Source organism: Microbacterium sp. Beta (assembly GCF_005502545.1).
GTDB lineage: Bacteria > Actinomycetota > Actinomycetes > Actinomycetales > Microbacteriaceae > Microbacterium > Microbacterium oxydans.
On sequence record NZ_SCOG01000042.1, the window covers coordinates 1 to 12,861 of the forward strand.

Below are 12,861 nucleotides of genomic sequence, written 5' to 3' on the forward strand. Positions count from 1 at the left end.
GGCCCGCCCGGCCCGCCGGAGTGCCTCACTGCACGTCGGTGAACAATCCCATGACCTCCGGCCCCATCTCGACCTGGCTCAGGACGACGCGGAACGAGCCGTCCTGGTCGATCCAGAAGTCCGTCCCCTGCCCACCCGACCAGCCGAACCGGCCGACGTGCTCACCCTCGGTCTGCACCGCGACGCCGAATCCCCACCCCGTGCCCTCCCAGAATCCCGGGAAGAAGCTGTCCGCGGTCTTCGCTGCGGCCGGCACCTGGTCCGAACGCATCAGCGCGAGCAGCTCCGGGTCGAGGACGACACTCCCGCCATGGCGCCCGCCGGCGGCCAGCATCCCCGCGAACACGGCATAGTCGGCGGCGGTCGACACGAGTTCCGAGTGATTGAGATCGAACGGCGCAGGCGCGACGGAGAACCCTGCGGCCGCCGACTCGATCTCGACCAACTGGCCCTCCTGGTGCCGGTATGCCGCGGGCAGCCGATGCGCCTGGTCGACGGGAACCGTGAAACCCGTGTCGACCATTCCCAGCGGTCCGAAGAGGTCACGCCGAAGGTGCTCCTCCAGCGACCCGTCGACCACTCGTGAGAGCAGGATCCCGAGGATGCCGAAGGAGTGGTGGTAGCGCCATCCGGTGCCGGGCTCGAACGCGAGCGGGAGCGCGGTCAGCGCGTCCAGCCACTCCTGTGCGCCCATCGCGACCGGCTTCTGTCCCGCGACCGTCCGATTCCTGATCATCGCCTCGGCGAGCGGCGACGACACGACCTGCACGCCGTAGCCCGAGGTGTTGGTGAGCAGATGACGCAGAGTGATGGGCGTCGTCGCAGGCGCGACGTCGTCGAGGGGAGCATCCGGCACGCGCAGCACCTGACGATCGACGAGCTCAGGCACCCACTTCTCGACGGGATCGTCGAGAAGGAGGCGCCCCGCCTGCACGAGGCGCAGTGCGGCCACCGCGAGGATCGGTTTGGTCATCGACTGGATGCGCACGATCGCATCCGCCAGCAGGTCTCCGGACGCGACGATCTCGAACGACCCACCGGGTTCACCGTGCACGCCGATGATCCCCGGCGCCGTGCCTCGCGCGACGTGTTCATCCAGGATCCGTGCGAGCGACGTCGTCATGCAGTCGATTCAACCGGGCCGCAGCACCCCTGTCCACGCCTCGACGGCGATAGGGCAACGACGAGAAATAGGGCAACGACGAGAAGAGGCCCCGGATGCGAAATCCGGGGCCTCTTCAGGGGAGGCGCGTCAGCGCTTGCCGGCGATCTGACGCCCGACGAGGTCGCGCATGATCTCGTTCGTGCCGCCGTAGATGCGGTGCACTCGGGCATCGGTGAACGCGCGGGCGATCGGGTACTCCATGATGTAGCCGTAGCCCCCGTGCAGCTGCACTCCCGTGTCGAGCACCTCCCACTCGCGTTCGGTCGCCCAGAACTTCACCTTCGCGGCATCCTCGGCGGACAGCTTCCCCTCCGAGTAGGCCCGGAGCGCGCGGTCGATGTAGGCCCACATCGCATCGGTGGTCGCGGACATGTCGGCGAGGCGGAAGCGGGTGTTCTGGAAGTCGGCGATGCGCTCACCGAACGCCTCGCGGTCCTTCGTGTAGGCGATGGTCCAGTCGAGGGCGGCCTGTGCGGCTGCAGCTGCGGCGACGCCGATCGAGAGGCGCTCGAGTGGCAGGTTCAGCATCAGCTGGATGAAGCCCTGACCCTCTTTGCCGCTGATGAGGTTCTCGTCGGGGACGAACACGTCCGTGAAGCTGAGCTCGGCCGTGTCCCAGCCGTGGAAGCCCATCTTGCTGAGCTTCTTCCCCTGGTCAAACCCCTCCATGCCCTTCTCGACGAGCAGGAGGCTGAACGCGTCCGGACGGTTGCCCTCACCGGTCTTGACGAAGGTCACCACGACGTCGGCGGTCGTGCCGGAGGAGATGAACGTCTTCGCACCGTTGAGGATGTAGCCGCCGTCGACCTTCTTGGCGTTGGTCTTGATCCCGCGCAGGTCGGAGCCCGCGCCGGGGTCGGTCATCGCGAGGGCGCCGAGCACCTCGCCGGTGGCCATGCGGGGCAGCCACTTCTCCTTCTGCTCCTGCGTGCCCATGTGCACGAGGTAGGGGACGGCCAGGTCGTCCTGGATGCCGAACGCACCGGCCAGCGAGCCCGCACCGGAAGCGATGACCTCCTCCATGACGATCGTGCGGAAGCGGTAGTCCTGCAGCATCCCCGCGCCGCCGAACTCCTCGGGGACGGAGAGCCCGATCAGACCGGCCTCGCCGGCCGCCAGCATGGTCGCGCGGTCGATCTCGCCCGCGGCATCCCACCGCTCGATCGCTTCGCCTGTCACGTGGCGCTTGACGAAGTCCTTGACCAGGTCCCGGAAAGCCTCGTGATCCTCGTCGTAGATGTCGCGTTCCATGCCGTCCTCCTGAACGTGTCGTGCATCATTGCTCCGGTGATTCTACGATGCCGTGGAGGCCGGGGACAGGACGTTGTGAGAATGCATCCCATAAAACGTGAGACTGGGTTCCGCGGTTGTCGGATGCCGCAACCAAGGCGTTCCCACCCGATTCAGTGCGAGTAGTCGGGCGCAGCGGGGAGCCCGAAGAACTCCTCCAGCGTATGGAATCCGCCCTCGTGGTATGCCGCCGCCAGGTCGACCCCGACGTAGCGGAGGTGCCACGGCTCCGGGGCGTATCCGGTGACCGGGGTGCCGACCTGCTCGTAGCGCACGATGAATCCGTACTCCCAGGCGTGAGCGGCGACCCAGTCGCTCTGGGCGGTGCCGCCGAAGCCGTCGAGTCCGCCGCAGCCCGCACCGCACGCCACCACATCGAGGGCGAGACCCGTCTGGTGCTCGCTGTGACCGGGGCGAGCCGAGCCGGCATCCGCCTCCGCCTGCCCCTGCGAACGCACGTGCGAGCCGTAGGTCGTCACCTGAAGACCATAGGAGCGGTAGCCGTTGTTCGCCCCGATGCGTCCCACGCCGGCCGCGGCTGCCGCATCCGCCATCCGGCCGACGGCGGCGGCCACATCGGAGCGCACACGTCCGGACGGCGTCGTCATCTGCAGCGGCACCTGAGCGAGGTCCGCCGGCTCGTAGGCGGGGGGATTCAGCGGCAGCGACTTGTTCACCACCACCCAGAGGCGTGCGGGGTCGCTGAGCGAGACGCAGGGGGCATTGCCCGCCACCACCGCATCGCGAAAGGCCACCCCTCCCCCGAAGCCCGCGATCGCGCCCGCATCGTCACCGTTCGCGATGGCCTGCTGCACCGACGGCTCGGCACAGGGGTCGGCCGCCGTGGTCGCAGCGACCTTGACCGGCGGGACCTGCATGACCGCGACCGGCACGGGCATGACCTCGGCGTCGGACGACGGCACCGGACCGGACCCGATCGAGCAGAGGATGCCGATCGCCGTCAGGGCGACGCCGATCGGGAGAGCGGGTCCGCGGATCGGGGACCGCGGCGCCGCATGCTGAGCGTGCGGCAGAAAGGGCATTGGTCCATCATCTCATTCGAAGATAGTTATGAGAGCGGCTTGCATCAGGATCGCTCATCTGTTCGAATGGTCGAATGCGGTGGCAAGGACAGAAACTCGGCGAGACGGATGCATCCGCGCTCCCCGGCCTCGAAGACCGATCCAGCGTTCTGCGCTCGGTGACCACGCCCGAGTTCGCGGGCATGACGTTCCACGAGGTGCTGTCGAAGTCGGCACTGAACCATGTCCCCGGCGCCTCGCGCATGCCGTTCGCATGGACTATCAACCCGTACCGCGGATGCTCTCATGCCTGCGTCTACTGCTTCGCCCGCGGCACGCACGAGTACCTCGACCTCGACGGCGGCTCCGATTTCGACTCGCAGATCGTCGTGAAGGTGAATGTCGTCGAGGTGCTCGAACGCGAGCTGCGCAAGGGCAGCTGGGAGCACGAGACCGTCGCCCTCGGGACAAACACCGATCCGTACCAGCGCGCCGAGGGCCGCTACAAGCTCATGCCGGGGATCATCCAGGCCCTCGCCGCATCGGGAACCCCGATCTCCATCCTCACGAAGGGAACGCTGATCCGTCGAGACATCCCGCTGCTCGTGAAGGCCGCGCAGCGTGTGCCGATCGACGTGCAGATGTCGATCGCGATGTACGACGACGACCTGCAGAAGGCCATCGAGCCGGGGGCACCGACGACGCAGGCCCGCCTCGACACCGTGCGAGCACTGGCGGATGCGGGTTTCCCCGTGACCGTCTTCCTCATGCCGATCATGCCCCATATGACCGACTCCCTCGCCGCGATCGACAGCGCCCTCGTGCGCATCAGAGAGGCCGGTGCACGCTCGGTCATCTACGGAGCCCTGCACCTGCGACCCGGCGTGAAGCCGTGGTTCTTCCAGTGGCTCGACGCGAATCGCCCCGACCTCGTCTCGTCGTACCGCGGCCTGTACCCGGGAGCCTCCGTCGAGGCGCCGAAGGGGTACAGACAGTGGCTCGCGAAACGCACTCGTCCGCTCATCCGCATGCATGGACTCGACGGCCGCCACGAGGACGACTACCCCCGGCGAGGCCTTCGACCGGGGCAGGGTCACGTGCAGTCGGGCCCTCGAGTGGCATTCGCACCCAGCGCGCGATCCGAGGCATCACCCGCACAGCCGATGCTCTTCTGAGAGCGCTGGTCCGGCGCTCCTTCGCCGGCGGCGTAGGCTCGGGGATCATGGCGATCGGTTCCACAGTCCACACATTCGAGGTGCAGCTTGCTGACACCGATCGCGGCGTCTACGAGGACTACTCGCTGCGCGCGGCCCGGCATCCGTCCGAGACCGATGCGTACATGCTCACCCGGGTGCTCGCCTACGGGTTGGAGTTCGCCGAGGGCATCGCGTTCGGTGGCAGCATCTCCTCGACCGAGGAACCTGCAGTGCTCGTACGCGACCTCACCGGGCTCATCACGGCCTGGGTCGAGATCGGCGCGCCCGATGCCGAGCGCCTGCACTACGGCAGCCGTCTCGCCGAGCGCACCGTCGTGTACACGCACCGCGACCCCGCCAAGGTGATGGCACCGTGGACGGACAAACGCATCCACCGCCGCGAGGACATCCGCGTCTACAGCTTCGATCCCGGGTTCATCGAGACCGCTTCGGCCCTCATCGAGCGCCGGAACACCATGACCCTCACCATGACCGAGGGCGTGATCTACCTCGACCTCAACGGCACGAACCTGACTTCCGCCGTGCACGTGCACGAGCTGGCCTGACCCCGCGCCCACACTCCCCGCACGACGAAGGCCCCGCCTGCGAGCGCAGGACGGGGCCTTCGTGAAGGAGACTCAGGCGGTCAGGTCGGCCGCGGTCGGCACGCGACCGGCGATCTCCTCGATCACGTCGTCGTCCAGACGGGCGTTCTCGAACGGGGCGTCGATCTCGGCGCGATCGAGCAGCTCGGTCATGCGGCGCTGACGCTGACGCGTGATCAGCGTGACGACGCGACCCGAGCGACCGGCACGACCGGTGCGACCCGAGCGGTGCAGGTACGTCTTGTACTCGTCGGGCGCATCGGCCTGGACGACCAGGTCGATGTCGTCGACGTGGATGCCGCGGGCGGCGACGTCCGTGGCGACGAGCACGTTAACGCGACCCGAGGTCAGCCGCTCCAGGTTGCGCGTGCGCTTGGCCTGGTTCAGGTCTCCGTGCAGCGAGACGGCGGGGATCCCGGCGTCGTCGAACTGCTCGGCGAGCATGTCGGCGTAGGCGCGGGTGCGGGCGAACACGAGCGTCTTGCCGTCGCGGTCGACGAGCGACGTGAGGATGTCGGCCTTGTCGCGGTGCTCGATCACGAGAACGCGGTGCTCGATCGTCGAGGAGTCCTGGTCCTCACCGGCGACCTCGTACACGGCGGGGTCGACGAGGAACTCGTCGACGAGCGCGGCGACCTCGCGGTCCAGCGTCGCCGAGAACAGCAGCTTCTGGCTGCCTTCCGCGGTGTGACGGAGGATGCGCTGCACGGGCTCGACGAACCCGAGCTCGCACATGTGGTCGGCCTCGTCGAGCACCGCGATGCGGCAGTCGGAGAGGTCGAGCTTGCCCTGGTTGATGAGGTCCTCGATGCGACCGGGGGTGCCGATCACGATGTCGACGCCCTTCTTGAGCGCACCCACCTGACGGCCCTGCGGCACACCACCGTAGATCTGCGTGGTGAACAGGCCGACGCTGCGCGCGATCGGCTGGATGGTGCGGTCGATCTGCAGCGCGAGCTCGCGGGTCGGAGCGAGGATGATCGCGCGCGGCGAACGTCCGAACTCACGGCGCTTGCCGGCCTGCGACTGCAGCACACGCTCGACGAGCGGTGCGCCGAAGGCGATGGTCTTGCCGGAGCCGGTGCGGCCACGGGCGAGCACATCGCGACCGGCGAGCACGGCAGGGATGCTGGCGGCCTGGATCGGGAACGGCGTCGCAGCGCCCATTCCGACGAGTGTCTCGACGATGTTCGAGCCGAGACCCAGATCGCCGAACGTCACACCATCGACCTCGACGGCCGCGACGGACTTCGCTTCGAGGCGCTCGTGGACGACATCGTCACCGGGCGCGAACTTCGCTCCGGTCGAGGCCGGACGGCTGGTGGCATTCCAGTCGTTGCGGCTCGGGCGCTCATTGCGTGCCGGGCGGCCACGGGTGTCCGAGGTCAGCGGACGGGGACGCTCGGTGCGGTAGGCGCCGCCGGTCGACGGACGCTCGCGCCCACCCTCGAAGGAACGCTGGGTGCGGTCGCGGTCGAAAGCACGACGTGCGCGGTCGGCGTCGAAGGAACGCTCGGGGCGCTCGTTGCCACGGTCGTTCGAGCGGGTGCGGTCGAAGCCGCGGTCGTCGCGCCGCGGACGCTCGTCGCGCTCGAACCGGGGACGGTCGTTGCCGCGGTCGCCGAAGCGGGGACGCTCGCCGCCACGGTCGCTGTTGAAGCGGGGACGCTCGCCGCCACGGCGATCGTCCCGAACCGGACGTCCGCCATCGCGGTGGTCGTTGTCGCGGAAGCCCTGACGCTGGGTGCCGGCACCGCGGTCGTCGCGACGCGCACGGTCGTCACGGTCATACCGGGGGCGGTCTCCGCCACGGTCGTCACGGTAGGTGCCGGGGCCGGTCGGACGCTGTCCGCCACGGTCATCGCGACGCGGACGGTCGTCGAAACGGCCGCCGGCGCTGGGGCGGTCGTTGTAGCGAGGGCGCTCGGAGCGCTCGTCGTTGCGGTGGTGCGGAGCCTCTCGGCGCCCGGACTCGGCACGGTTGCGAATCGCGCGAGCCTCATCGCGGCCTGCGCGCTCGGACGCACCCCACCGCTGCTTGGGAGCACCGCCCTCGGCCTCGGCCGGGCGGTAGCCCCGGTGACCGGCGCTGCGGCTGCCGGGACGACGGTCGTATCCGCCTGCGGCGGGAGCGGAGCGGCGGTCACCGGCATCCGCGCGTCCACCGCGCTCATCGCGCGCACCGTCGCGGGCGGCCCCGCCGTTGTGGCGATCGTGGAAGGAGGTCTTCTTGGCGCCGTAGCGCGGCTCGAAGTTGGCTGCGGGACGCCCGCCGCGGGGCTTCTTGTTCTTCGGCATTGCGGTGTTCTTTCTGTGTTCTCGCACGAGAACAGCGCCGCGCACACGCGCGAGCACCCAGCGCGTGGTCGGATGCGACCAGCGGGGTTCCGGACTGTCAGCGGCCGGGGCCATTCATGTGATGGTTGATTTGCGTCGATCGACGCTCACCATCGGCCCCTGGACTCACACTTCACACACATAAAACGTCCGCGCCAACGCGCGGGTGTCCGAAGCCGACCGTTCAAGTGTAGCCGACGCTCCTGAGAGACCGCACAGACCCCCGGTGCCGACCGGGTGCCTCTACGCTGAGGGAGTGATTTCCGTCTCCCCCACCGGCACCCAGATCGCCCTGCAGCTCGGCGACGTCACCGCCCAGATCGCTCAGGTCGGCGCCTCCCTCCGTTCGCTGTGCATCGGGGGCGTCGACCTCGTGCCGCCGTATCCCGAGGACTCTCCGACCCCATCGTGCTCCGGAGTGGTCCTCGCCCCGTGGCCGAACAGGGTGCGTGATGGCCGATGGGACGATGCGGGTACGGTCAGACAGCTCGCCATCACGGAGCCCAAACTCGGCAATGCGAGCCACGGCCTGCTGCGTTTCACCGCCTACGAGGTCGCCCAGACCGAGACGGCAGCGGTACTCCGCGCGACGATCGTGCCCCAGACCGGATACCCGTACCTGATCGAGACCGCCGTCACATACACCCTCACCGCCGACGGCATCGATGTCGCGCACACCCTGACCAACCGTTCGACCGGCCCAGCCCCGGTCGCTCTCGGAACCCACCCCTTCGTCACGATCGGCGACGTCGATCCGCACGACCTCGTCCTGCGGATCCCCGCGGAGACCGCCATCGAAACGGACGAGCGGATGCTGCCGACCGGCACCCGACCGGCCGACGCCACCCTGCGAGAAGGGGCGCGCCTCGGCGATGTCTCCCTCGACACCGGCTTCGCGGACCTGACCCGCGACGCGGACGGAATCGTCCGTCACTCCCTCACCGCACCGGACGGCCGACGGGTCACGCTCTGGCAGGGAGAGGGCTTCGACTACGTGCAGGTGTACACCACGCCCCGCTACCCGGGGCAGGCCCTGGCCGTCGCGATCGAGCCCATGACCGCGCCCGCCGATGCGCTGAACAGCGGCCTCGGCATCCGGCGCCTCGACCCCGACGAGACCTGGACCCTGCACTGGGGCATCACCCTGAGCTGACACCCCACACTCTCTCCGCGACAGCCCCACCTAGGTCGTCCTCCACGCCCGCTCCGCGAGCATCCTCCGCGAAAACGGAGACCGAATGACGCCCGGCCGGCGAGTCGGATGGGGACTCGCCGGGCGAGGCACACATGGCCTCCGTTTCGGCCGGACGGAGCCGGGAGCGTGCTCTACTCCCCGCGCTCCCGCAGCTCACGCCGTGTGAGCTGCGGCGCGTGCGGCAGGCCGGACGCGTCGATCAGCACCGGGCCACCGGAGCCCGTCGCGGCGGCAGGCGCGGCGGGGTCGGCCGGGGCGTCCGGAGCGGGCGCCGCACCGGCATCCGAGCCCCCGGCCTTGCGGGCAGCGCGGCGCTCCTTGGCACCCTCGACGAGGTTGTACAGCGTCGGCAGCACGATCAGCGTCAACACGGTCGACGAGATCAGGCCGCCGATCACGACGATCGCGAGGGGCTGCGAGATGAAGCCGCCGTGGCCCGTGATGCCGAGCGCCATCGGAGTCAGAGCCAGGATCGTCGCGAGCGCCGTCATGAGGATCGGCCGCAGACGCTTCTCCCCACCGGCCTTGACCGCCTCGATCGTCGACAGACCCTTCTCCCGGTACTGGTTCACGAGGTCGACGAGCACGATCGCGTTCGTCACCACGATGCCGATGAGCATCAGCACGCCGATCAACGACGCGACGCCGAGCGGCACACCCGTGATGATCTGCAGCAGGATCGCCCCAGTCGCCGCGAACGGCACCGAGATGAGCAGCAGCAGCGGCTGGCGCAGCGACTTGAAGGTCGCGACCATGACCACGTAGACGATCAGGATCGCCGCGAGCATCGCCAGCCCCAGCTGCGAGAACGAGTCGGCCTGCTGGGACGCGACACCGCCCACCTCGGCGGATGCACCGTCGGGCAGGTCGACCGCCGCGAGCGCGGAGTTCACCGACTGCGTGGCCGTGGCGAGGTTGTCGGACGCCGGCGGCACGGTGATCGTCGCAGTACGACGGCCCTGCTCCGTGGTGATCGAGGTGGGTCCGTTCTGCTGCTCGACGGTCGCGATGTCCTGCAGCTGCACGATGCCGGCGGGCGTCGGGATGGTGAGTTGCTTGAGCGCATCGACCGTGGTCGGTGGGTTCGGAGTCACGATGTAGACCGTCAGCGCGGTGTCGTCGATCTCGACGGATCCGGCCTGCTGCGGGCGCATGGTGCCCGAGACGATGGCACCGACCGCGACCTCCGAGAGTCCTCGTTGCGCGGCGGCTTCCCGGTCGACCACGACGGCGATGTACGGCAGCGACGCGGCGAGGTTGTCGCTCACCTGGCCGACGCCGTCCTTCCCGTCGAGTTCCTTGACCAGCGCGGTGGTCGCCGTCTGGAGGTCGTCCGAGTTCGAGGCGCTGACCGTGATCTCGATGTCGCTCGATCCGAAGCCGGCCGAGGCCGAGACCGCGACATCCCCGACCTCGTCACCGAGGCCGTCGATCGCATCCTGCACATCCGCGCGGAGCTTCTCCTGATCGGCGTTCGAGTCGGTGAGCACCGAGTACGTGACGCCCGCACCGCCCGAGAAGGCGTCGCTGAGCGCCGAACCGCTGGTGCCGATCGAGGCCTGTACGTGCTCGATGCCGTCGATGTCGAGCAGGGCGTCTTCGACTGCCACCGCCGCATCCGACTTGGCCTGCAGACTCGCCGTCGGGCCGAGGTCCTGCGTGATCGTCATGGTGTTCTGGCCGGAGTCGCCGAGGAAGTTGACCTTCATCAGCGGCGCTGCGGCGAGCGTGGCGCCGAGCACGACGACCGCCAGGATCACCGTGACACCGGAGTGCTTGAGCGTCCAGCCCAGGATCGGCCGGTACTGCCGCTGCAGCCACGTCGGCGGAGCGTCGGGGTGCTCTGGGTCGATCGCGTCGCCGTGCTCGTCGAGCAACGGCTTGCCCGGCTTGAGGAACCAGTAGGCGAGCACCGGCACGATCGTCAGGGCTACCAGGAGCGAGGCGACCATCGCGATCGTCACGGTCATCGCGAACGGCCGGAAGAGCTCGCCGACCATGTCGCCGACGAAGACGATCGGCAGGAAGACCGCCACGGTCGTGATGGTGGACGCCGTGATCGCCATCGCGACCTCGCGCACCGCGAGGCGGATCGCATCGCCCTTGTCGGCATCGCCCACGTAGTGACGTTTGATGTTCTCGATCACGACGATGGAGTCGTCGACCACTCGACCGATCGCGATCGTGAGCGCACCGAGGGTGAGCACGTTCAGCGAGTAGCCGAACGCCTGCAGCCCGATGAAGGTGATGAGCACACTGGTGGGGATCGAGATCGCGGTGACGAGGGTGGAGCGCACCGACATCAGGAAGACGAGGATCACGAGCACCGCGAACACCAGGCCGAGCATTCCCTCGGTGGCGAGCGTCTCGATCGACTGCACGATGAACGGCGCCTGGTCGAAGATCACCGTGAAGGTCGCGTCCGGGAAGGCGTCGCCGATCGTGTCGAGCGCGGCGATCACGCCGTTGGACACCTCCACGGTGTTCGCGGCCGGGAGCTTCGTGATCGAGATCGACAGCGCATCCTTGCCGTCGACACGGGAGATGGAGGTGACGGGATCGGACTCCTGCACGACCGTCGCGACATCGCCGATCGTGACGTCGCTGCCCACCAGCGGAAGGGCGGCGATCTCCTCGACCGAGGTGATCTTCGCGCCCGTCTGCACCGTCAGCGTCTGACCGTTCTCGGTGATGTCGCCACCGGGGAACAGCGTGCCGTTCTGGTCGAGTGCGTCGTTGATCGCCGAGGTGCTCTGGCCGGCAGCAGCGAGCTTCGCCACGTCGGGCGTGATGCTGATGCGCTGACCGACCCCGCCCACGATCTCGGCCGCGTTGACGCCGTCGACGTCTTCGAGTTCGGGGATCGCGACGGATTCGAGCTGGGCCTGGGCGTTGTCCGCGTCCTCGAACCCGGTGACGGCCACCTGGATCACGGGGAAGTCGTCGATGGAGACCGACAGCACCTGCGGCGTCACATCCTCCGGCAGTTGGGACGAGATGCGGTTGATCGCCTGCTGGATCTTCTGCTCAGCCGTGGCGAGGTTCGTGCCGTAGGCGAACATCGCCTGCACGATCGACGCGTTCGTGGTGCTCGTCGCCGTCGTCGACTCCAGGCCGGGGACGCCCTGGATCGCCGCTTCCACCGGGGTGGACACGTCGTTCTCGACGACCTCGGGCGATGCGCCGGGGTAGGTCGTCATGACGACGAGCGCCGGCAACTCGAGCGAGGGGATGAGCTCCTGCTTGAGGTTCGTGAGCGCGAGGCCGCCGAACACCGCCGCGACGATGGTGATCAGCGCGATGAGCGCGCGGTTCTTGAGGCTCAGGATGGCGAGTTTCGACAAGGCGGTTTCCTCGGTGTCAGGGTGTGGCTGTCGCTGCGGAGGGGGTGGAGACGGAATCTCCGAGGATCCGCGCCAGTGCGGACTCGATGAAGGACTGGGCAAGGCGGTCGTCGCGGATCTGCGTGCTCCACATGACGCCGTCGATGAAGATCATTGCCGCTCTGGCACGGTCTTCGCCATAGGTGGGCGTGAGCAGATCGACCAGGCGGTCCGACAGATGACGAGCGAGATCGCGCAGGCGGGGGTCGTGCACGGCGGCGGTGACCACCGCACGGTCGGCCTGCACGGCGTGATGGTCGTCCATGCTCTCGAACACGAGGGCGGCGATGACGTCGGGCGTGTCGCCGCGTTCGGCGATGGTCTGACGCACTCCGTCGAGGCGGGCATCGACCTCTTCCGCGAGGGCGCGGAACGCGGCAGCCCTGAGGTCGTCGAGGGTGTCGAAGTACTGCGTCGTCGCCCCGAGAGGCACCCCGGCACGCGCGGCCACCATACGGTGTGTGACCGCTTCGGCACCCACCTCGACGATGAGCTCGGCGGTCGCGGTCACGATCTCCCGACGGCGCGCCTCAGGGTCACGTCGCCGACGCTCCCCGTGCCTCATCCCGCCCCCTTGGACATCCGTACATGTACGTTTGTACATTTTCCGGATGTGAGGGCGCTGGGAGGGGCGTCGCCCGGGGTTTCGAATCGCGCAAATGGTTCGT

Annotated in this window: 9 protein-coding genes; 3 read left to right on the forward strand and 6 right to left on the reverse strand. The window is 68.6% G+C overall.

Annotated elements, in window-relative coordinates; all coding sequences use genetic code 11:
* Positions 1-25: 25 nt before the first annotated feature.
* From FFS56_RS19965 to FFS56_RS19975, 3 genes are all read right to left on the reverse strand, one after another.
* A complete protein-coding gene (locus FFS56_RS19965) occupies positions 26-1,123 on the reverse strand; it encodes a serine hydrolase domain-containing protein (RefSeq protein WP_127011718.1) in 1,098 nt (365 codons plus the stop codon).
* A 129-nt stretch (positions 1,124-1,252) separates the two neighbouring features.
* Positions 1,253-2,416: an acyl-CoA dehydrogenase family protein gene (locus FFS56_RS19970; RefSeq protein WP_046746493.1), complete on the reverse strand. Its 1,164-nt coding sequence runs from the start codon at positions 2,414-2,416 to the stop codon at positions 1,253-1,255.
* 152 nt (positions 2,417-2,568) lie between these two features.
* Positions 2,569-3,498: a M15 family metallopeptidase gene (locus FFS56_RS19975; RefSeq protein ID WP_127011717.1), complete on the reverse strand. Its 930-nt coding sequence runs from the start codon at positions 3,496-3,498 to the stop codon at positions 2,569-2,571.
* Between the two features lie 74 nt (positions 3,499-3,572).
* Between FFS56_RS19975 and FFS56_RS19980 the strand changes: the two genes are divergently transcribed.
* Complete coding sequence (locus tag FFS56_RS19980; protein WP_046746495.1) at positions 3,573-4,652, forward strand: Rv2578c family radical SAM protein; 1,080 nt, start codon at positions 3,573-3,575, stop codon at positions 4,650-4,652.
* Positions 4,653-4,699: 47 nt separating this feature from the next.
* Positions 4,700-5,239: a YaeQ family protein gene (locus tag FFS56_RS19985; protein WP_127011716.1), complete on the forward strand. Its 540-nt coding sequence runs from the start codon at positions 4,700-4,702 to the stop codon at positions 5,237-5,239.
* A 72-nt stretch (positions 5,240-5,311) separates the two neighbouring features.
* Here FFS56_RS19985 and FFS56_RS19990 read toward each other — a convergent pair whose 3' ends face one another.
* A complete protein-coding gene (locus FFS56_RS19990) occupies positions 5,312-7,576 on the reverse strand; it encodes a DEAD/DEAH box helicase (RefSeq protein ID WP_127011715.1) in 2,265 nt (754 codons plus the stop codon).
* A 295-nt stretch (positions 7,577-7,871) separates the two neighbouring features.
* Between FFS56_RS19990 and FFS56_RS19995 the strand changes: the two genes are divergently transcribed.
* Entirely contained in the window at positions 7,872-8,768 is an 897-nt protein-coding gene (locus tag FFS56_RS19995; protein WP_171011066.1) for an aldose 1-epimerase family protein, read from the forward strand.
* A gap of 173 nt (positions 8,769-8,941) precedes the next feature.
* Here the strand turns inward: FFS56_RS19995 and FFS56_RS20000 are convergent, their stop codons facing one another.
* Both FFS56_RS20000 and FFS56_RS20005 read right to left on the reverse strand, forming a co-directional pair.
* Positions 8,942-12,154, reverse strand: a complete 3,213-nt coding sequence (locus tag FFS56_RS20000; protein ID WP_127011714.1) for an efflux RND transporter permease subunit — start codon at positions 12,152-12,154, stop codon at positions 8,942-8,944.
* A gap of 16 nt (positions 12,155-12,170) precedes the next feature.
* A complete protein-coding gene (locus tag FFS56_RS20005; protein WP_127011713.1) occupies positions 12,171-12,758 on the reverse strand; it encodes a TetR family transcriptional regulator in 588 nt (195 codons plus the stop codon).
* Positions 12,759-12,861 lie beyond the last annotated feature (103 nt).

Excerpts from the sequence above, each read along its gene's own strand:
- FFS56_RS19965 (WP_127011718.1), bottom strand. The coding sequence starts at position 1,123 with ATGACGACGTCGCTCGCACGGATCCTGGATGAACACGTCGCGCGAGGC.
- FFS56_RS19970 (WP_046746493.1), bottom strand. The coding sequence starts at position 2,416 with ATGGAACGCGACATCTACGACGAGGATCACGAGGCTTTCCGGGACCTG.
- FFS56_RS19975 (WP_127011717.1), bottom strand. The coding sequence starts at position 3,498 with ATGCCCTTTCTGCCGCACGCTCAGCATGCGGCGCCGCGGTCCCCGATC.
- FFS56_RS19980 (WP_046746495.1), top strand. The coding sequence starts at position 3,573 with ATGCGGTGGCAAGGACAGAAACTCGGCGAGACGGATGCATCCGCGCTC.
- FFS56_RS19985 (WP_127011716.1), top strand. The coding sequence starts at position 4,700 with ATGGCGATCGGTTCCACAGTCCACACATTCGAGGTGCAGCTTGCTGAC.
- FFS56_RS19990 (WP_127011715.1), bottom strand. The coding sequence starts at position 7,576 with ATGCCGAAGAACAAGAAGCCCCGCGGCGGGCGTCCCGCAGCCAACTTC.
- FFS56_RS20005 (WP_127011713.1), bottom strand. The coding sequence starts at position 12,758 with ATGAGGCACGGGGAGCGTCGGCGACGTGACCCTGAGGCGCGCCGTCGG.